We start from the raw sequence: 19942 nt of genomic DNA on the forward strand, positions 1-19942 counted from the left end.
CAAATGAAACGGGCCGCTGCCCCACTTTCGTTTCCGGCAACAGCCCGCGGTGGCCAAAGCGCGAACGCTTCGGCCGTGCTTTTTTAACTCAGCTTCAACTCAGGACAGCTTTTTCTTGAGCAGTTCGTTTACCTGCGCCGGATTCGCCTTGCCCTTGGTCGCTTTCATTGCCTGACCGATCAGCGCGTTGAACGCCTTTTCCTTGCCGGCGCGGAATTCCTCGACCGACTTCTGATTCGCAGCGAGCACTTCGTCGATGATCGCTTCGAGCGCGCCGGTATCCGAAATCTGCTTCAGGCCCTTCGCTTCGATGATGCGATCGGCAGCGGCTTCGTCGGTGGCTTTCTCTTCCCAGATCGCGAGGAAAATTTCCTTGGCGATCTTGTTGGAGATCGTGCCGTCGGCGATACGTTGCAGCAGCAATGCGAGTTGCGCTGACGACACCGGGCTTGCTGCAAAGTCGAGGCCTTCGCGATTCAACTGCGACGACACTTCACCCATCAGCCAGTTAGCCGCAGCCTTCGCATTGGACGAGCCGACTTTGCTCACCACCGCTTCGTAGTACGCCGCCATCGCCTTGCTCGAGGTCAGCACGTTGGCGTCGTAAGGCGTCAAACCGTATTGCGTGACGAAGCGTTGTTGAATCGCGACCGGCAGTTCCGGCATCTCGCTCTTTACGCGCTCGACCCACGCCGCGTCGATCACGAGCGGCATCAGATCCGGATCGGGGAAATAGCGGTAATCGTGCGCGTCTTCCTTACTGCGCATGGAACGCGTTTCGCGCTTGTCCGGATCGTACAGACGCGTTTCCTGCACCACCGTGCCGCCGTCTTCGATCAGTTCGATCTGACGGCGCACTTCGTACTGGATCGCTTCTTCGAGGAAGCGGAACGAGTTCAGGTTCTTGATCTCGGCGCGCGTGCCGAATTCGGCCTGACCGACCGGGCGCACCGACACGTTCGCGTCGCAACGGAACGAGCCTTCCTGCATGTTGCCGTCGCAGATGCCGAGCCACGTGACGAGCGTATGCAGCGTCTTGGCGTAGGCCACCGCTTCCGCCGCGCTGCGCATTTCCGGCTCGGTGACGATTTCGAGCAGCGGCGTGCCGGCGCGATTCAAGTCGATGCCGGTCATGCCCGCGAAGTCTTCGTGCAGCGACTTGCCCGCGTCTTCTTCGAGGTGGGCGCGCGTGAGGTTGACGACCTTCTCGTACGCTTCCTTACCCGCCTTTTCGTTGGCCGGCACCTGAATCGTCACCTGGCCGCCTTGCACGACGGGGATTTCGTACTGGCTGATCTGATAGCCCTTCGGCAGATCGGGGTAGAAATAATTCTTGCGCGCGAAGATGCTGCGCGGCGCCACCGTCGCGCCGATCGCGAGACCGAACTGGATAGCGCGCTCCACAGCGCCGCGGTTCATTACCGGCAACGTGCCCGGCAAGGCCAGATCGACGGGGCACGCTTGCGTGTTCGGCGCAGCGCCGAATTGCGTCGAGGCGCCCGAAAAAATCTTCGACTGGGTCGACAGTTGCGCGTGGGTCTCCAGACCGATCACGACTTCCCATTGCTTGGTCATGGTGCTCACACTCCTGCCGGTGCCTGACGGTGCCACTCGGTCGCGCGCTGGAACGCGTCGGCCACCTGCAGCATCCGGGCTTCATTGAAATAGTTGCCGATGATCTGCAAACCAACCGGACGCTGCGCATTCGCGCCCGCGCCGAAGCCGCACGGCACGCTCATGCCCGGCAAACCGGCGAGGCTCACCGACAGCGTGTAGATGTCGGCCAGATACATCTGCACCGGATCGTCGCCCTTCGCGCCCAGATCCCATGCCACTGAAGGCGCGACCGGTCCCATGATCACGTCGCACTGCCTGAACGCTTCCTGGAAGTCCTGCGCGATGATGCGGCGGATCTTCTGCGCTTGCAGGTAGTACGCGTCGTAATAGCCATGCGACAGCACATAAGCGCCGACCAGAATGCGGCGCTTTACTTCCGGACCGAAACCTTCGGCGCGCGACTTCTTGTACATGTCGAGGAGATCGCGATACTCCGCGGCGCGATGGCCGAAGCGCACGCCGTCGAAACGCGACAGGTTCGACGAAGCTTCCGCCGGCGCGATCACGTAGTACACCGGGATCGACAACTCGGTTTTCGGCAGCGAGACCTCGACCAGCGTGGCGCCGAGCGCTTCGTATTGCTTGAGCGCGGCGTCGATCGAGGCGCGCACGTCGTCGGCGAGACCGGCGCCGAAATACTCTTTCGGCAGGCCGATGCGCAGGCCGGCGAGCGGTTTGTCTGCACCGTCTTCTTTCCACGGCTTGCCGAGGTAGCGCGTGTAGTCTTCGTCGTCACGCACGAGGCTGGTCGAATCGCGCTCGTCGAAACCCGCCATGGCGTTGAGCAGCGTGGCGCAATCGGCGGCGCTTTGCGCCATCGGACCGCCCTGATCCAGCGACGAGGCGAACGCGATCATGCCGTAACGCGACACGCGGCCATACGTCGGCTTGATGCCCGTGATGCCGGAGAACGACGCCGGCTGACGGATCGAGCCGCCGGTGTCCGTGCCGGTCGCGGCGGGCGCGAGGCGCGCGGCCACGGCCGCGGCCGAGCCGCCCGACGAACCACCCGGCACAGCCTTGACGTCCCACGGATTCTGCACGGGACCAAAGTACGAATTCTCGTTGGACGAGCCCATCGCGAACTCGTCCATATTGGTCTTGCCCACGCACACCATGCCGGCGTTCTGCAGACGCGCGACCACGGTCGCGTCGAACGGGCTCTCGTAGTTCGACAGCATTTTCGAGCCGGCCGTGGAGCGCCAGCCCTTGGTGACGAACACGTCCTTGTGCGCGATCGGCAGGCCGACCAGCGGACCGGCGTGCCCGGTATGAAGCAGCGCGTCCGCGGCTTTTGCCTGCGCGAGCGTCAGATCGGGGTCGACCTGGATGAATGCGTTCAGGCTGTTGGCCGCGTCGATCCGCTTCAGATAGAGCTGAGCCAGTTCGACTGCGGAGCATTCCTTGGCCGTCAATGCGGCGCGCAGTTCGGTCAAACTTTTTTCATGCATTGCGTTTTATCCTGAAGAGCGCGGCAGCGCAGTCACGCTGCCGTGGAGGCATTCGGCTGCCCGCCGGCAAGCCGAGCCGAGAAAGCCGGCGACGACGGTCGTGCGAGCACCGGGGCCACGAGTCGATATGCCGCAAGCCGGCATATCGGCAGCCGCCTGGCGCGCACGCCGCGCCAAGCTCGCAAAGCGGGTGTTACTCGATCACCTTGGGCACGAGGTACAGGCCTTCCTGCACGGCCGGCGCCGGGCGCTGGAAAGCTTCGCGGTCGACCGTTTCGGTCACCGCGTCGTCGCGCAAACGCAGCGCGACGTCTTCGATCTGCTCGATCGGGTGGGCAAGCGGGGCGATGCCGGTGGTATCGACCGCCTGCATCTGCTCGACGAGGCCGAAAAAATCGTTGAGCTGAACGAGCGTGTGCTCAGCGTCGGCGTCGGCCAGTTCGAGCCGCGCAAGATGCGCGATACGTTTTACATCGGTCAGGGTCAGAGCCATGCAGTCACCGGAAAATGTGGTGGACCGCCGCAGCACGCCAAAAAAACAGCGCTGCGACAGCGAGTTACGACGCTGGAGGAAGCCCTCGAAAAAGGGGCCAGCGGCGGCAAAAAGTGCCGTCCGTTTCCTTCAAAACATCCAAAATTATAAGGTATCATTACGCGTTCGACCCAAACCCGGACCGACTTACCAAGGCCTTTCTGAACTATTCCCCAAGATCGTTCGGATTTTTCTGACCTGGCTTTGCGCCGGCCTCCGGTAGACTCCCTCGCAGCTTCAAGTTCCTGTGGCGCCGCTTCCGCCCGGTTGAAGCTGTTATTTTTTCCGCTGCCGCCCTGCGCATACGTTGCGAGGCCCGGCCCCAAGCGAGACAGGATTTTGAATGTTCGGTTTTTTGCGCAGCTACTTCTCCAACGATCTGGCCATTGACCTCGGCACGGCCAACACGCTCATCTACATGCGTGGCAAGGGTATCGTTCTTGATGAACCGTCGGTGGTCTCGATCCGCCAGGAAGGCGGTCCCAACGGTAAGAAAACCATCCAGGCAGTCGGCAAGGAAGCCAAGCAGATGCTCGGCAAGGTGCCGGGCAACATCGAAGCGATCCGCCCCATGAAAGACGGCGTGATCGCCGACTTCACCGTCACCGAGCAGATGATCAAGCAGTTCATCAAAACTGCTCACGAATCGCGCATGTTCTCGCCGTCGCCGCGCATCATCATCTGCGTGCCCTGTGGTTCGACCCAGGTCGAACGCCGCGCGATCAAGGAAGCCGCGCACGGTGCGGGCGCTTCGCAGGTCTACCTCATTGAAGAACCCATGGCTGCTGCGATCGGCGCCGGCCTGCCGGTGTCGGAAGCGACCGGCTCGATGGTCGTCGACATCGGCGGCGGCACGACCGAAGTCGGCGTGATCTCGCTCGGCGGCATCGTGTACAAAGGCTCGGTGCGCGTGGGCGGCGACAAGTTCGACGAAGCCATCGTCAACTACATCCGCCGCAACTACGGCATGCTGATCGGCGAGCAAACCGCCGAAGCCATCAAGAAGGAAATCGGCTCCGCCTTCCCGGGTTCCGAAGTCAAGGAAATGGAAGTGAAGGGCCGTAATCTGTCGGAAGGCATTCCGCGCAGCTTTACGATCTCCAGCAACGAAATTCTCGAAGCCCTCACCGATCCGCTGAACCAGATCGTGTCGTCGGTAAAGATCGCGCTCGAACAAACGCCGCCGGAACTGGGCGCCGACATCGCCGAGCGCGGCATGATGCTCACGGGCGGTGGCGCATTGCTGCGCGATCTGGACCGCCTGCTCGCCGAAGAAACCGGCCTGCCGGTGCTCGTCGCCGAAGACCCGCTGACCTGCGTTGTGCGCGGCTCGGGCATGGCGCTCGAACGCATGGACAAGCTGGGCAGCATCTTCTCGTACGAGTAAGCGAGCCCGTCTCCATGTCAGTAGCGCGGATCTGGCAAACGGCCCCTTGCGGGCCGGTTTGCCGTTGGCTGGACCTGCCAGCCTCCGCTCGCTGAACGCGCGTTCCTCGCGCGCCGCCGTCTCACCCAACCGCTCACGCCCCCGGCGCCGACCATGGAATACAGTCCGCCGCCCCTGTTCAAGCAAGGACCGTCCGCTCTCGCACGACTCGTGTTTTTCGTCGTGCTGGCGCTCGCCCTGCTGATCTCCGACGCTCGCTTCAAAACGCTCGAAATCGTGCGTGGCGTGCTCGGCGCGGGTCTTTATCCGTTGCAACGCGCGGCACTCGTGCCTCGCGACATGTTCGTGGGCGCCGCCGACCTGGCCGTGACCAGCGCCACGCTGCGCAGCGAAAACGACAAGCTGCGCACCAAAGACCTGCAGCTTTCGCAGCAAGCCAATACGGCAGCCGGGCTGGCCGCCGAAAACGCGCATTTGCGCGCGCTGCTGCAACTGTCGCAGCGTTCCACCACGGAATCGCTGCCCGCCGAGATCCAGTACGACACGCGCGATCCTTTCACGCAGAAGGTGGTGATCGGCCGCGGTGCACAGCAAGGCATTCAGAATGGTTCGCCGGTCGTCAACGAAGACGGCGTGATCGGTCAGGTGACGCGCGTCTTTCCGCTGCAAGCCGAAGTGACGCTGCTCACGGACAAGGACCAGGCGGTGCCCGTGCAGATCGTGCGCACCGGCTTGCGCAGTGTGATTTACGGCACGCCGAAGGGCGACACGCTCGATCTGCGCTTCGTGCCGATCAGCGCCGACATCCAGTCCGGCGACGAACTCGTCACGAGCGGACTCGACGGCGTCTATCCGCCGGGGTTGCCGGTCGCCAAGGTGGTGCGGGTCGACAAACAGGCCGATACGGCGTTCGCGCGCGTGATCTGCCTGCCGATCGCTCCGGTGCGCGGCGCCCGTCAGTTGCTGGTGCTGCACTACGTGAACAATGTGCCGCCGCGTCCCGCCGAAGTACCCGACGCAGCCACGGCCGCGAAGGAGGCGAAAGCGAAGAAGGGCGCCAAGCCGGCAGACGGTAAAGCTGCGGCGGACAAATCGCCGGCAAAGGTGGGGGAAAAATCCGCGGGTGAAAAACCCGCGGCCGAGAAGCCCGCAGCGGCCAAGCCCGCCGAAAAGGCGCCCGCCAAACCGGCAGCCGCGGACAAGAAGTCCGCCACCGAAAAGAAACCGGCCGCTGAGAAGAACGCGAAGCCGCAAGCCACGCCGGGGGCACAGCCATGAACCGTCCGCAATACATTCTGCAGCCGGTCAACCCGTACTTCATCTCGTTCAGTCTCGCTGCAGCGTTCCTGCTGAATCTGATGCCGTGGGGGCGCCTTGTCGGCGTGCCGGATTTCGTGGCGCTCGTGCTGCTGTTCTGGAACGTGCACCAGCCGCGCAAAGTCGGCATGGGTATCGCGTTTTCGCTCGGTTTGCTGATGGACGTGCACAACGCCAGCCTGCTCGGCGAGCACGCGCTGGCGTACACGCTGTTGTCGTACGGCGCGATCACCATCCATCGCCGCGTGCTGTGGATGTCGCTCGGCGTGCAGACCTTCGCCGTCATGCCGCTGCTGGTGGTCGCGCAACTGGTGCCGTTCGTGATCCGTCTGCTGACGGGCGCGGCGTTTCCGGGTTGGGGTTATCTGATCGACGGTTTCGTCGAAGCCGCGCTGTGGCCGGTCACCAGCGTGCTGCTGCTGATGCCGCAGCGCCGCCCGGCCGACCCGGACGATACCCGGCCAATTTGATCACGCATCGGGCCCGCCGGCCGTTCTGATGGAACCCGCTTTGCCGGCCCGCTCGACGCGCATCGCTGTTCATGCCTTCCGGTTCCGGCCGGAAAAGGCGCACACTCATGATGGCCGTCAACCGGCCTTTTGCAGAATCGCATGACCGAATTCAAGGACACTCAGCAACAGCTCTCGAAGTTCCGCCTGCGCGTCGCGGCGGCGGGTCTGTTCGTGTTCGTGTGCTTCGGGCTGATCGGTTTCCGCTTCCTGTTCCTGCAGGTCTGGCACTACAGCAAATATTCGCTGCAGGCCGATGAAAACCGCATTTCCGTCGCGCCGATCGTGCCGAACCGCGGCATCATCACCGATCGCAACGGCGTCGTGCTGGCGAAGAACTACTCCGCCTACACGCTCGAAATTACGCCCTCGAAGCTGAACGACTCGCTCGAAAACGTGATCGACAACCTGGCCACGGTCGTTTCGATCGACGCGCGCGACCGCCGCCGCTTCAAGAAGCTGCAGGAAGACTCGAAGAACTTCGAGAGCCTGCCGATCCGCACCCGCCTGACCGACGACGAAGTCGCGCGTTTCACCGCGCAGCGCTTCCGTTTTCCCGGCGTGGAAGTGCGCGCGCGCCTGTTCCGCCAATATCCGCTCGGGCCGACGGCGGCGCACGTGATCGGCTACATCGGGCGGATTTCGCAGCGCGATCAGGACCGTATCGACGACGCCAGCGACCAGAACGACAGCGATCCGGACCACTACGATCCGCGGCTGGACGCGAACAACTACAAGGGCACCGACTACATCGGCAAGATCGGCGTCGAGCAGAGCTACGAAACCGAGCTGCATGGCCAGACCGGTTTCGAGGAAGTGGAAGTGACGGCCGGCGGCCGCCCCGTGCGCACCTTGTCGCGTACGCAGGCAACGCCTGGCAACAACCTTGTGCTGTCTTTGGATATCGGCTTGCAGCAGGTCGCCGAGCAGGCGTTCGCCGGCCGCCGCGGTGCGCTGGTCGCGATCGAACCATCGTCGGGCGACGTGCTTGCGTTCGTGTCCGCGCCGAGTTTCGATCCGAATTCGTTCGTCGACGGTATCGATCAGCAGACGTGGGACGATCTCAACAATTCGCCCGACCACCCGCTGCTCAATCGGCCGCTGCACGGCACTTATCCGCCGGGCTCGACCTACAAGCCGTTCATGGCGCTCGCCGCGCTCACACTGCATAAGCGCACGCCGGGCTGGGGCTTCCAGGATCCGGGCTCGTATACCTTCGGCGGCCACACGTTCCGCAACGACGTGCGTTCGGGCCAAGGCTGGGTCGACATGAACCGCGCGATCGTGGTGTCGAACGACACGTATTTCTACATGCTCGCGCACGATCTCGGCGTCAACAATATCGCCAACTTCATGAAGCCGTGGGGCTTCGGCCAGATCACCGGTATCGACATCTCGGGCGAGGCGCGCGGCATCCTGCCGTCCACCGAATGGAAGCGCAAGGCATACCGCAAGCCCGAACAGCAGCGCTGGTATGAGGGCGAAACGATCAGTCTCGGCATCGGCCAGGGCTACAACTCGTTCACGATTCTCCAGCTCGCTCACGCTACGGCCACGCTCGCGAACAACGGCGTCGTGATGAAGCCGCACCTCGTGCGTGACATCGAAAACCCGATCACGAAAGACACTCGCGCGGTCGTGCGCGATCCGAGCGACAAGATCGCGGTCAAGCAATCGGATATCGACATCATCAAGCGCGCAATGGAAGGCGTCGTGACCAATGGGACGGCGTCGAAACTGTTCATCGGCGCCCCCTATCAGGCGGCCGGCAAAACCGGTACAGCGCAGGTCTACTCGCTGCAAGGCGCGAACTATAAGGGCCACGCAATCGCCGAGCATTTGCGCGACCACGCGCTCTTCATCGCGTTCGCGCCGGTCGAGCAGCCGAAGATCGCGCTCGCGCTGATCGTCGAAAACGGCGGCTGGGGTGCGGAATCGGCGGGTCCGATCGCGCGGAAGGTGCTCGACTACTACCTCGTCGGCAAGAACAAGCCGGGCGCTCAGGCGGCGGCCATCGAAGCGGCGGCGTCGGCGACCCAGGATGCGTCCGCGCCCGAAGTCGGCGATGCACCGTCGCCACAGGATGCGGCGCAGCCGGTCAAGGTCGCGGCGGGCTTCACTGCCCTGCCGATTCCCGGTGCGGCTTCGGCGGCAGCGGCGGCCTCCGCTGCGGCGGCCGCGAAGGCGGCATCTGCGGCGGCCGCGGCTTCCGTGCCGGCGGCTGCATCGGCACCGGTGGCCGCCTCGACGTCCGCGACTTCTGCCGCAAAGAATTCAGCGTCGCGTAAATCCGGCGTCCCGCATAAACCCCGCCCGGCTAGCGAGCCGGTGCCGACCGCCGCGGCACCGTCGCGCGAAGACGGCACTCAGGGCACGTCGCCACGCCAGCCGGTTTCCGGCGGCATCGACGAGTAAGGAGAAAGGCATGCAATTCGACAAGCGCGCCTGGCTCGACCGCATCAAGCGGATGTTCGCGGGCTTCGACCGCCCGCTCGCACTGATCGTGTTTCTGCTGCTGTGCGTCGGCATCGTCACGCTGTACAGCGCGAGTCTGGACGTCCCCGGCCGCGTGGAAGACCAGTTGCGCAACATCATGCTCACGTTCGTGCTGATGTGGGCGCTCGCCAATGTTCCACCCACCACGCTGATGCGCTTCGCGGTCCCGCTCTACACGTTCGGGATCGCGTTACTGGTCGCGGTGGCGCTATTCGGCCTCACGCGCAAGGGCGCGAAGCGCTGGATCAATGTCGGGGTGGTGATCCAGCCGTCGGAAATCCTGAAGATCGCCACGCCGCTCATGCTCGCGTGGTACTACCAGCGCCGCGAAGGCGTGATGCGCTGGTACGACTATCTGGTCGGTCTGCTGATTCTCGCAGTGCCGGTCGGCCTGATCGCCAAGCAGCCCGACCTCGGTACGGCCGTGCTGGTGTTCGCGGCCGGCTTCTTCGTGATTTACTTTGCGGGCCTGAGTTTCAAGCTGATCGTGCCGGTGCTGATTGCAGGCGTCATAGCGGTCGCTTCGATCGCCGCCTTTCAGGACAAGATCTGTCAGCCCGAAGTGCAATGGCCGCTGATGCACGATTATCAGAAACACCGTATCTGCACGCTGCTCGACCCGACCTCCGATCCGCTCGGCAAGGGCTTCCACACGATCCAGGCGGTCATCGCGATCGGCTCCGGTGGTCCGCTTGGCAAAGGCTGGCTGAAGGGCACGCAGGCGCATCTGGAGTTTATCCCCGAGAAGCACACCGACTTCATTTTTGCGGTGTTCTCTGAAGAGTTCGGACTGGCTGGCGGCGTCGTGCTGCTCACGCTATACATGCTGTTGATCGCGCGCGGGCTGTATATCGCGGCCAATGGTGCGACGCTGTTCGGACGCTTGCTGGCCGGCTCGCTGACCATGGCGTTCTTCACCTACGCATTCGTCAATATCGGCATGGTGAGCGGCATCTTGCCGGTGGTCGGCGTGCCGTTGCCGTTCATGAGCTACGGCGGCACCGCACTGACCACGCTGGGTGTGGCCATTGGGCTCATCATGAGCGTCGCGCGGCAAAAGCGGTTGATGCAGAGTTAGCGCGGCGAGGCTGTCAGCGAACAAGGCCGCAGAACAAAGGCTGCAAATCGAAGAAGGGGCGCACCATCATCACGGAGCGCCCCTTCTTTATTTATTGCGGCTTCACTTCCTTCTGATCCCGCAACTGCGCGCTGAGTTGCTGATACTTGAGCCGCGCCGCCGGATCGCCCTGCGCCGCTGCGGCAGCGTAATAAGCGCGCGCCACGTTGAGATTCCTGTCTACGCCGTCACCGCCGCGCTCGTAAAACGAGCCCGCCACGTACTGCGCGGTCATGTCGCCGCCTTCCGCCGCCTTCTTGTACCAGAAGAACGCCTGCTTGTTGTCGCGCTCGGTGCCGCGTCCGTCGAGGAACTGATTGGCGAGCGCCAACTCCGCCTGCACGTGCCCTTGCTGCGCCGCTTTCAGGAACCAGCGGTGCGCTTCGACCGGATCGCGCCCGACGAACTCGCCATCGTCGTACATCTTGCCGTACACGTATTGCGCGTGCGACATGTTGGCGTCGGCGGCCTTGCGCAGCCATTTCTTGCCTTCATCCACATTGGCCGGGCCGCCTTCGCCGTTGAGCAGCATCATGGCGTAGTTGAACTCGGCGAGCCGGCTGCCGCGCTCCGCGGCCTTGCGGAACTCGGCCAGCGCCGCGCCGAGATTGCCGGCGTTGTAGTCGGCGACCGCGGTTTGCGTCTGCGGATCGTTCGACTTCGCCACGCGGTCCTGCGCATACGCCGCCACATTCGCCATCAACGCCGCCGTGACCGCCAGACGCACCACGACGCACTGCACCATCCCTTTCATGACCTCACCTCCTGCAACGCCTGGCGAGTCGCGCGCAACATCCACATGACGTCCGCGGCCAGAGCGATAAAACGAAATCCGGCGTCGCGATGCTGTTTGGCGCTCGCGACATCCATGGCAAAAATACCGGCGGCAATGCCCGCCTTGTCCGCCGCGCTGACGATGCGCGCCATCGCGGCCTGCACGTCGGCATGTTTCGAATCGCCGAGATGACCGAGGCTCGCGGCAAGGTCGGCCGGCCCGACGAACAGGCAATCGACACCCGGCGTCGCCGCGATCTTTTCCACCTCCTGCAAGCCGCGCGCCGACTCGATCTGCACGATGGTCGCGATCTGCGCGTTGGCCGTCTGCACGTAGTCGCGCCGCATGCCGTAGGCCGCGGCCCGCACCACGCCGGCGACACCGCGCTCACCGTCGAGCGCTCCGGCGCTCGGATATTGCGTGAGACGCACGGCGCGCGCCGCCTCTTCCGCGGACTCGATATTCGGGAACATCAGCGTACGCGCGCCGGCATCCAGCACGCGCTTGACGAGCCACGCCTCGCTAGCCGGCACGCGCACCACCGGCTCGGTCGGCAGATGCGCGGCGGCGATCGCGCGCAATTGCGATGCGACGTCGCCGCTATCGTTCGGCGCGTGCTCCATGTCGATCAGCAGCCAGTCGTAGCCGGCGTGCGCGAGCGCTTCGGCCGCAGCGTCGCTGCCGAGCGAAAGCCACAGGCCGAACAGCGGATCGGGTTCCTTGAGGCGTGACTTGAGGGGATTGGTCAGGCTGCTCATCGCCGCGCTCCGTGGCGGCGATGAAATGCATCGCCTGAACCGCAGTGCGCAATGCCGGCGTGATGGGCGGGGAAAAGACAAAGAGATTGGCTCTGGCCGAGGCGGCCTGGATGCCTGCTGCGACGCAATGCGGTGACCGGCATGTCTCGCTCCGTGTGGTTATCGGAGCGATCATACCGTGACAATAACGCGAGGGTTGGACGGTCCCCAAGGGGACTTTTCGCGAGCCGCGCGGCGGCGTTCGGTTTAGTCGCGGACTACGTCGGCCCAGCAATTCGGCGTCTCGTACAGACGCAGCTTGTGCAAACGCAGATTCACGCCGTAGTGCGCGTCGTAGACGTTCGCGAGAATCTCGAACGCCACGGCGGCAAGGTTTTCGACCGTGGGAATGCGATCGAGCACGACCGTCTTGTGGCCAGCCATCGTTTCCAGGAAACCACGCACCTGCGCGTCGCCTTCATAGACGAGAAACGCGTGGTCCCACTTGTCGACCAGATGCTCGACGGCGAGCGACTTCACGTCGGCGAAGTCCATCACCATGCCGCGATCGGGCGCGCCTTCGGTGTCGACCAGATCGCCTTGCAGCGTGATTTCGAGCACGTAGCGATGACCGTGCAGATTACGGCACTGGCTGCGGTGATCAGGAATGCGGTGACCCGCGTCGAATTCGAGTTTTCGTGTAATCGTCAGCACGGCAAATCAGGGAATGTTCAGATACTTGTGGGTCTGCATCGACAGGCGCCATTGCGGATGGCGTTTGCACCAGTCGATCGCGAGCTTGGTGTTGATGTCGCGCGACGGACCGTCCATGGGCTGGACGAGGAAATACTCGAAGTCGAGCTTCGCATATTCGGACAAGCGCTGGTTGTCCTGCGGGATCACGACCTTCAGTTCGTTGCCTTTCGTCACGACGAGCGGCGCGTCGGCCTTCGGGCTCACGCAGATCCAGTCGATCGTCTCAAGCACCGGCAGCGAGCCGTTGGTTTCAATCGCTATTTCAAAGCCGGCGGCATGCAGCGCGTCGACCAGCGGCTGATCGATCTGCAGCATCGGTTCGCCGCCCGTGCACACGACGAAACGCTCGCCCTCGCCTTGCGGCCATTGCGACGCGATCATCTGCACCAGATCTTCCGCCGTGCGGTACTTGCCGCCGTTCTCGCCGTCCGTGCCGACGAAATCGGTATCGCAGAATTGGCACACCGCTTCGGCACGATCTTCTTCGCGGCCCGACCACAGGTTGCAGCCGGCGAACCGGCAGAAGACAGCCGGACGCCCGGCATTCGCGCCCTCGCCCTGCAACGTGTAGAAGATTTCCTTGACCGCGTAAGTCATGCTGCTGTGTGCCCTATGTTCCTGAAAATGATTGCCTGAGGTGCGCTGTCCTGCCGAGCGTTATCAGACCGGCGCCTCGGTGACCTTCTCACCCGACAGATAGGCTTCGTAGCCACGCTTGCGCAAGCGGCACGCCGGGCATTCGCCACAACCGAAGCCCCACGCATGCAATTCGGCGCGTTCGCCGACGTAGCACGTATGCGTCTCGACGCGTACCAGCTCGACGAGTTCGTCGCCGCCGAGTTCGTGCGCGAGGCGCCACGTGTCGGCCTTGTCGAGCCACATCAACGGTGTTTCGAGCAGCGTGCGCGTGTCCATGCCGAGGTTCAGCGCGACCTGCAACGCCTTCATCGTGTCGTCGCGGCAATCGGGATAGCCTGAGAAATCCGTCTCGCACATGCCGCCCACCAGCACCTGCAGGCCACGCCGATACGCAATTGCCGCAGCGATGGTCATGAACATCAGATTGCGGCCCGGCACGAACGTGTTCGGCAAACCGTTCGCCGTGGCTTCGATCTCAATCTCGCGCGTCATGGCGGTGTCACTGATCGCGCCGAGCACCGATAGATCGATCATATGATCGTCGCCGAGGCGCTCGGCCCATTGCGGAAATGCACGCGCGGCAGCGTTGCGAAACCCCTCGCGGCATTCCAGTTCGACGCGGTGCCGCTGACCGTAATCGAAGCCCAGTGTCTCGACCGTTTCATAACGTTCGAGCGCCCAGGCGAGGCACGTGGCGGAATCCTGGCCGCCGGAAAACAGCACCAGAGCGCTACGTTTAGCGTCGTTGCGGATCACCGTGAAACTCCGTGAATGAAGAGTGCCACGTCGCGCTGCGCGAGGTGCGCCATGCAAGCAACGCGGCGCGACGCGTGCCGGCACTGCTGCCGGCCCAAAGCAGTATAGGCCGCGCCTTCCGCATGCAGAGTCGCTGGGCGCTTATACCGTTAATCGTCGGGCGAAGGGTTCGGTGCAGGTGGCGGCGTTGCCGCGCAGCACGCAGGCGCTGCACTCACTGTGCAAGTCCTTGAACTGGCGCGATTTTATCATGCAGCGCCGAACACCGCCGAGTGCGTGCTGCCACGCGGCGCGCGCAAGCCGAAGCAGCGGACACGCGTGATGTCCTTCAAGCCCGTCACACATTAGGGGCGCAAAAAGGAAAAGCCCCAGGAATCTTGCGATTTCCTGGGGCTGAATCCTGGTGGCCTGGGACGGAATCGAACCATCGACACGCGGATTTTCAATCCGCTGCTCTACCAACTGAGCTACCGGGCCAACGAAGAACGAAATAATATCAAAGGGTCAGCAGCAGGGCAAGCCCCTTCTCGAAAAAATCTGTGAAAGTGCGATCTGCGCGCGGAGCACCGGCTCACTTGCGCTCGTCACCAAGCTCACTCCCCCTTGTTTTTACCGAGATCGACACCGAGTTGCTTGAGCTTGCGATACAGGTGCGTGCGCTCCAAGCCGGTCTTCTCCGCCACGCGCGTCATGCTGCCGTTCTCACGCGCGAGGTGATATTCGAAGTACGCGCGCTCGAAGGCGTCGCGTGCGTCGCGCAGCGGAATATCGAACGAAATCGAGGCCGTTTGCGCCGCCAGCGCGCCGCTGCCGAGGCCGTCGGTGGAAAGCATCGGCAGTGACGCCGCTGAAGCCACTGCCGAAGCACTCACCGGCAACACCGGTTTGGACGCCGCGCCGCCCGGCGCACTCGCCGCGTTACCACGCGCGAGGCCCTGCTCGACAGCCTTCAGCAGCTTTTGCAAAGCAATCGGCTTCTCGAGGAAATTGAGTGCACCGATCTTGGTTGCCTCAACGGCCGTATCGATCGTGGCGTGGCCGGACATCATGATCACCGGCATGGTCAGTTGCCCTTGCGCAGCCCATTCCTTGAGCAAGGTCACGCCGTCGGTGTCGGGCATCCAGATGTCGAGCAGCACCAGGTCGGGTGCCTGGCGCAAACGGAATTCGCGCGCTTCCTGCGCGTTTTCCGCGGCCTCCACGACATGCCCTTCGTCGCTCAGGATCTCCGAGAGCAATTCCCGGATGCCCATTTCATCATCTACCACCAGGATGGTTGCCATTTACGCTGCCCTTGTCTGCACTGTTGCTTTTGTCTTTCCATGCGACGCACTGCCGTGCGCCGGACGCGGCCCTGTTCCAGGTGTCGCGGCATCGTCTGCCAGTTGAAGGAAGAGGATCGAAATCTGCGCGCCCTCGATCACGTCGCCCGCTTTCATGCGATTGCGGATGTCGATGCGCGCGCCGTGTTCATCGACGATCTTCTTGACCATCGCAAGACCCAGGCCCGTACCTTTGGCCTTGGTCGTCACGTAAGGTTCGAATGCACGTGTGAGGATACGCGCGGGGAAGCCCGGTCCGTTGTCCGACACGGTCAGACGCACCGCGACGTGGACTTTGCCTTCCGCGTCGGGGTCTCCGTATTCTACTGTCCTCGTCTCGAGCAATACACGCGGATGCTCGAGGTCCGCCACCGCATCCTGCGCGTTCTGCAGCAGGTTGTGAATCACCTGACGCAATTGCGTCGCGTCGCCACGAATCGCCGGCAGGGTGGCGAGCTCGACCTGGATCGCGCCTTTGCCTTCTTCGATACCGTACAGCGTGAGCACTTCGCTGACCAGATCATTCAGCTGCAAATGCGCGAGCACTGCCGGGGGCGTACGCGCGTAGTCGCGGAAATTGTCGACCATCTGCTTCATGGCGGCGACCTGGTTGACGATCGTGGTCGCGCCGCGCTTCAGCACATCTGCGTCGGATGGCGACAGCTTGTCGGCGAGCTTCATCTGCAAACGCTCGGCGGAAAGCTGGATCGGCGTGAGCGGATTCTTGATCTCGTGCGCGAGCCGCCGCGCGACCTCGCCCCATGCGATCGAACGCTGCGCGGAGATCACGTCCGAGATATCGTCGAATACGACGACATAGCCGGAGGTCTGCATGTCTTCCGCGTCGCGGTCCGTCGCCGAGACGAGCCGCGCGCCGCGCACGAGCAAGGTGAGCGGCTCGGTTTCGCCGGGCACCTGCACCGAAAACTGCTGCTGCCAGTGGCCGCGATCGTCGTGACCGTCGCCGCTAGCCGCTTCGCGATCGGCAAACGCCTTGCGAACCATGCCGCCGAATTCGCTCAGCACGCCGATCTGATCCAGCGCCGAACCCATCAATGCCTGGAACGGTTGACGGAAAATCCGCTCGGCGCCGCGATTCGCGGTGGTCAGCCTGAACTGACGGTCGAACACGAACACGCCCGCGGTCAGGTTGGCGAGAATGCTTTCCAGATACGCCTTCGAATGTTCGAGCGCAATGCGGTTGTTCTCGACCGCCGCGCGCGCTTCGGACAATTGCCGCGTCATGGCGTTGAACGACTGCGTGAGAAAGCCCAGTTCGTCGCGCGATTTGATTTCCCGCTTCGGCGTGTAATCGCCTTCCGTGATTTCCTTGGTGCCCTGCGCCAGCAGGAACAGCGGCCGCGCAAGCTGATTGCCGAGTGCGAGCGCGAGCATCATCGCGATGAAGGTGGCGAGAAAGAGCGCGAGCGTGAGCGTGCCGATATACATCTTGCGCAGACCCGTGCGCCCAAGCGCCTTCTCCTGATACTCGCGATAGGCGCGCTGCACCGCGTCGGCGTTGCGCGCGAGCGTGGGCGACACCGGCTGCGTGAGTTGCAGGAAGCGTTCGGTGGGTTGCAGCAACGAGGCGTTCGAGTCGGGAATGCGCTGCACCACGCGCAGCCGTAGCACGCCTTTGCTGCCATGCGCATGAGGGTCGCCGTCCACTTCGCCTTCGATCGCCGCGTAGCCGCGGCCGCGCGCCTGATCGATCATCAGCGGCGTGGGCAGATCGTTCGGCACGAGCGTCGCGTAGTTGCCGGATGCCTGCGCGACCACGTGCATATCGGGCGTCGCACCGGACATGCTGCGCGTAGGTTCGACGATCGTCGCATCCTGCACGCCGAACTGATCGCGCAGACGCAGCAGCGTGAGCGTGGTGCCGGCGGCGTCCGCGCTCGCCAACTGTTCCGACATCAACCGGCCCTTGGTCTGCAGATCGGACAGCGACGCGTCGAGCATGCCGCGCCCGAGATTCAGGCCGGACGTGAGCGCGGTTTCGACGTTCACATCGAACCACGACTCGATACTGCGCGACACGAACTGATACGACACGACGTAGATGATCCCGCCCGGCACCACGCCGACCAGCGCCATGAAGAACGCCAGTTTCGCCAATAGCCTTGTGCCGAACTTACCCTTTCGCAGCCGCGCAATGATGATGATGACGAGCGTCGCCACCACCAGCAAAAAGATCATCGCGACCGCGAGGTTGGCGGCGTAGAGCCACTGGTAATAGCGGTCGAAGAATTCGGTATTCGCGCTGGCGGCGGCCAGCAGCACGAGCAGCAACACGGCCGTGACCGCGACCGTCGACACCAGCACGCGCACGACGATGCTGCTGACACTGGTGGCGGAGCGCACTTTATTTAGCACGTTCGGTCACCGTGAAGGTAAAACGCTTCCATTCGGACGCGAGGTTCCAGTCGCGGTTGTTCACCGCGTCGATCTGGAACGGCTTGGGCATCAGCGCGATGTCGAGTTGCATGCGCACCGATGCGTTATACGTCTCGCCGGCGCGCACTTCATTGCGCTCGATGACGTGCCACGAGGTGACGTGCTTGATGACCGCGAGCGCATCCTTGAGCGTGGTAAAGCCGAGCTGCAAACCGCCGGAGGAGACGCTCGACACGCGATATTCGCGCGTGAGCGGCTGGAACGACAGGCGAATGCTTTGCGACACGCTGACCGGCTGCTCGTCGAACCAGTACCAGCGCGGCCGGCTCAATTCGAAGTCGGTCGTGAAATAGAGCGGGATGCCTTTATTGACCGCGTCTTCGAGATTGCTGTTCAGGTCGAAGTCGAAACGGGCGTCGAGGTTCCAGCCGGTGTTGTCGGCTTGCAGCGACGCACGCTGCACCGCGATCGAGTCAGCGTGCGCCGCGCCCGGCGCCGCGAGCCATAAGGCCAGCGCGATCCAGAGCACGGCTGCGAGCCGAAGCGGGAAGAAGCGTTTGATGGTCACCGTTTCTGGAAGCGCGCGTAGAAAAATCCGTCGTGGTCTGAGTTCGCGCCGGCGCTGTCTTCAGCGGGTTGTCCGGCATGGGAACCGGCCGATGGGTCGGCGGGCGCGCGAGCGACTGAAGGCAACAGTTGCCCCGGCGCGTCCAATCGTACCGCATCCTGATACTTGTTTCCAAACCACTGCGCCTGCATCTCGCCTTCTTCCGGAAAGATCGAACACGTAACGTAGAGCAACTCGCCGCCTGGTTTCACGAGCGGCCAGAGCGCGTCGAGAATGCGGCGCTGCTCGGCGACGAGCGCGGGAATGTCGGACGCGCGGCGCAGCCAGCGAATGTCCGGATGACGCCGCACGATACCCGACGCCGAGCACGGCACGTCCGCGAGAATGCGGTCGAACGGCTGGTCGATGTCGTCGTGCCACTTGGCGGGCGCGCCGGCGTCGCCGATCCGCACTTCCGCTTCGAGCTTCAGACGCTGCAAATTTTCGCCGATACGGCGCGCGCGCGACGCGTCGCTTTCGAGCGCGACGAGCTGAAGATTGGCGAGTTCGAGCAGATGTCCGGTCTTGCCGCCGGGAGCCGCGCAGGCGTCGAGCACGCGCATGCCGTCACGCACGCCGAGCAGTTGCGCGGCGAGTTGCGCGCCGGCGTCCTGAACCGAGACCACACCGTCGTTAAAACCGGGAATGCGGTCGACCGGCATCGCCGTGGCGAGTTTGACCGCATAGTCTCCCGCCTTGCTCGCGCCAATGTGATGGGTTTGCAGCACTTGCAGGTAGGCGTCGACCGTTGAACGACGCGCGTTCACACGCAGCGTCAGCGGGCCTTGCGTGTTGCCGGCGGCCAGCACCGACTGCCATGCGTCGGGCCATGCGCGCTTCACCGCATCGATCCACCAGGCCGGGTAATTCCAGCGCGCCACTTCATCGGCTTGCGCGGCGCTCAACAGCGCTTCGCGCTCGCGCAGGAAAGTTCGCAGCACGGCGTTGACAAGCCCCTTGGCAAAAGCGAACTCACGACGCGCGCCGATCGCGCTCACCGCCTGATCGACCACCGTGAACGGCGTATAGGCAGCGCTCGCTTCGTCGTCGACGAGCAAGGCGAGCGCGCATTCAAGCACATGGCCGACGTGCGGCGGCGGCGCCTTTTTCACCAGCTTCGCGATCAGCCACTCGACGGTCGCGAGACGCCGCATGGTGCGGTACGCGATGTCCTGCACCGCTCCGCGCGCGGCGGCGGTGCTGCCCTCAGGCGCGGACACGAAGACCGACTGCAGCGCGGCCGGCAACGCTGAACCGAGACGCACGGCGCCGACGGCCTGGCCCGCGCAGTCGAGCGCGAAACCGAGCGATTCGGGCGCGAGATGCAGCATCGACAATCGGGATTCGCGCGGACGCGCCGGTGAGGAAGCAGTACGCGAAGAAGGCTTTGTGGTCATGAAGAAGGCTAAGGCGGGCCGCGCGGAACGCGCGACGCAATCAACACACATTGTAGCGTGGCGCGAAGCGCGGGCTGCCGCGGCCGGCCGGCAGTGGATGGAGTGGGGGTTTGCACATGCACGGCGTGGT

17 protein-coding genes and 1 tRNA gene are annotated in these 19942 nt (G+C 63.7%); 5 read left to right on the top strand and 13 right to left on the bottom strand.

Going from position 1 to position 19942, the window contains the following annotated elements; all coding sequences use genetic code 11:
* Window positions 1-99: 99 nt before the first annotated feature.
* The 3 genes from gatB to gatC form a co-directional block, all read right to left on the bottom strand.
* Window positions 100-1575 carry an Asp-tRNA(Asn)/Glu-tRNA(Gln) amidotransferase subunit GatB gene (gene gatB, locus P0D70_RS07830; protein WP_091797257.1) on the bottom strand — a complete coding sequence of 492 codons (1476 nt, stop codon included), beginning with the start codon at window positions 1573-1575 and terminating at the stop codon, window positions 100-102.
* A gap of 5 nt (window positions 1576-1580) precedes the next feature.
* A complete protein-coding gene (gene gatA, locus P0D70_RS07835) occupies window positions 1581-3068 on the bottom strand; it encodes an Asp-tRNA(Asn)/Glu-tRNA(Gln) amidotransferase subunit GatA (protein ID WP_408183992.1) in 1488 nt (495 codons plus the stop codon).
* A gap of 193 nt (window positions 3069-3261) precedes the next feature.
* On the bottom strand, window positions 3262-3561 hold the full coding sequence (gatC, locus tag P0D70_RS07840) for an Asp-tRNA(Asn)/Glu-tRNA(Gln) amidotransferase subunit GatC (protein ID WP_091797263.1): 300 nt from the start codon (window positions 3559-3561) through the stop codon (window positions 3262-3264).
* 382 nt (window positions 3562-3943) lie between these two features.
* On the opposite strand from gatC, the gene P0D70_RS07845 reads away from it, so the two are divergent.
* The 5 genes from P0D70_RS07845 to rodA all read left to right on the top strand — a co-directional run bounded on the left by P0D70_RS07845 (window position 3944) and on the right by rodA (window position 10387).
* Window positions 3944-4987, top strand: coding sequence for a rod shape-determining protein (locus tag P0D70_RS07845; protein ID WP_004189550.1), 1044 nt, complete (start codon window positions 3944-3946; stop codon window positions 4985-4987).
* 153 nt (window positions 4988-5140) lie between these two features.
* A complete protein-coding gene (gene mreC, locus P0D70_RS07850) occupies window positions 5141-6265 on the top strand; it encodes a rod shape-determining protein MreC (RefSeq protein WP_091797266.1) in 1125 nt (374 codons plus the stop codon).
* Window positions 6262-6774 carry a rod shape-determining protein MreD gene (gene mreD / locus P0D70_RS07855; RefSeq protein ID WP_408183993.1) on the top strand — a complete coding sequence of 171 codons (513 nt, stop codon included), beginning with the start codon at window positions 6262-6264 and terminating at the stop codon, window positions 6772-6774. Before mreC ends, mreD begins: the two co-directional genes overlap by 4 nt.
* Window positions 6775-6915: 141 nt before the next feature.
* Window positions 6916-9228 (top strand): penicillin-binding protein 2, encoded by a 2313-nt coding sequence (mrdA, locus tag P0D70_RS07860; RefSeq protein WP_408183994.1) that lies wholly within the window; start codon window positions 6916-6918, stop codon window positions 9226-9228.
* A 10-nt stretch (window positions 9229-9238) separates the two neighbouring features.
* Window positions 9239-10387 carry a rod shape-determining protein RodA gene (gene rodA / locus P0D70_RS07865; protein ID WP_091797276.1) on the top strand — a complete coding sequence of 383 codons (1149 nt, stop codon included), beginning with the start codon at window positions 9239-9241 and terminating at the stop codon, window positions 10385-10387.
* A gap of 91 nt (window positions 10388-10478) precedes the next feature.
* Here rodA and P0D70_RS07870 read toward each other — a convergent pair whose 3' ends face one another.
* The 10 genes from P0D70_RS07870 to rsmB form a co-directional block, all read right to left on the bottom strand.
* Complete coding sequence (locus P0D70_RS07870; protein ID WP_091797279.1) at window positions 10479-11180, bottom strand: tetratricopeptide repeat protein; 702 nt, start codon at window positions 11178-11180, stop codon at window positions 10479-10481.
* Window positions 11177-11959 carry an HpcH/HpaI aldolase family protein gene (locus P0D70_RS07875; RefSeq protein ID WP_408183995.1) on the bottom strand — a complete coding sequence of 261 codons (783 nt, stop codon included), beginning with the start codon at window positions 11957-11959 and terminating at the stop codon, window positions 11177-11179. Before P0D70_RS07875 ends, P0D70_RS07870 begins: the two co-directional genes overlap by 4 nt.
* A gap of 246 nt (window positions 11960-12205) precedes the next feature.
* Window positions 12206-12649 (bottom strand): 6-carboxytetrahydropterin synthase QueD, encoded by a 444-nt coding sequence (gene queD / locus P0D70_RS07880; RefSeq protein WP_091800899.1) that lies wholly within the window; start codon window positions 12647-12649, stop codon window positions 12206-12208.
* A gap of 9 nt (window positions 12650-12658) precedes the next feature.
* Window positions 12659-13291 carry a 7-carboxy-7-deazaguanine synthase gene (gene queE, locus P0D70_RS07885; protein ID WP_091797286.1) on the bottom strand — a complete coding sequence of 211 codons (633 nt, stop codon included), beginning with the start codon at window positions 13289-13291 and terminating at the stop codon, window positions 12659-12661.
* A gap of 63 nt (window positions 13292-13354) precedes the next feature.
* Window positions 13355-14089: a 7-cyano-7-deazaguanine synthase QueC gene (gene queC / locus P0D70_RS07890; RefSeq protein WP_408183996.1), complete on the bottom strand. Its 735-nt coding sequence runs from the start codon at window positions 14087-14089 to the stop codon at window positions 13355-13357.
* A gap of 401 nt (window positions 14090-14490) precedes the next feature.
* Window positions 14491-14566 (bottom strand) — tRNA-Phe (locus P0D70_RS07895).
* Between the two features lie 116 nt (window positions 14567-14682).
* Window positions 14683-15372 carry a response regulator transcription factor EsaR gene (gene esaR / locus P0D70_RS07900; RefSeq protein WP_408183997.1) on the bottom strand — a complete coding sequence of 230 codons (690 nt, stop codon included), beginning with the start codon at window positions 15370-15372 and terminating at the stop codon, window positions 14683-14685.
* Window positions 15373-17787 carry a sensor histidine kinase gene (locus P0D70_RS07905; RefSeq protein WP_408183998.1) on the bottom strand — a complete coding sequence of 805 codons (2415 nt, stop codon included), beginning with the start codon at window positions 17785-17787 and terminating at the stop codon, window positions 15373-15375.
* On the bottom strand, window positions 17777-18376 hold the full coding sequence (locus P0D70_RS07910; RefSeq protein WP_091797298.1) for a DUF4390 domain-containing protein: 600 nt from the start codon (window positions 18374-18376) through the stop codon (window positions 17777-17779). The genes P0D70_RS07905 and P0D70_RS07910 overlap by 11 nt, the downstream gene beginning before the upstream one ends.
* On the bottom strand, window positions 18373-19812 hold the full coding sequence (gene rsmB / locus P0D70_RS07915; RefSeq protein ID WP_408183999.1) for a 16S rRNA (cytosine(967)-C(5))-methyltransferase RsmB: 1440 nt from the start codon (window positions 19810-19812) through the stop codon (window positions 18373-18375). Before rsmB ends, P0D70_RS07910 begins: the two co-directional genes overlap by 4 nt.
* Window positions 19813-19942 lie beyond the last annotated feature (130 nt).

Source organism: Paraburkholderia sp. RL17-381-BIF-C (assembly GCF_046026435.1).
In the GTDB taxonomy this organism is placed as follows: domain Bacteria; phylum Pseudomonadota; class Gammaproteobacteria; order Burkholderiales; family Burkholderiaceae; genus Paraburkholderia.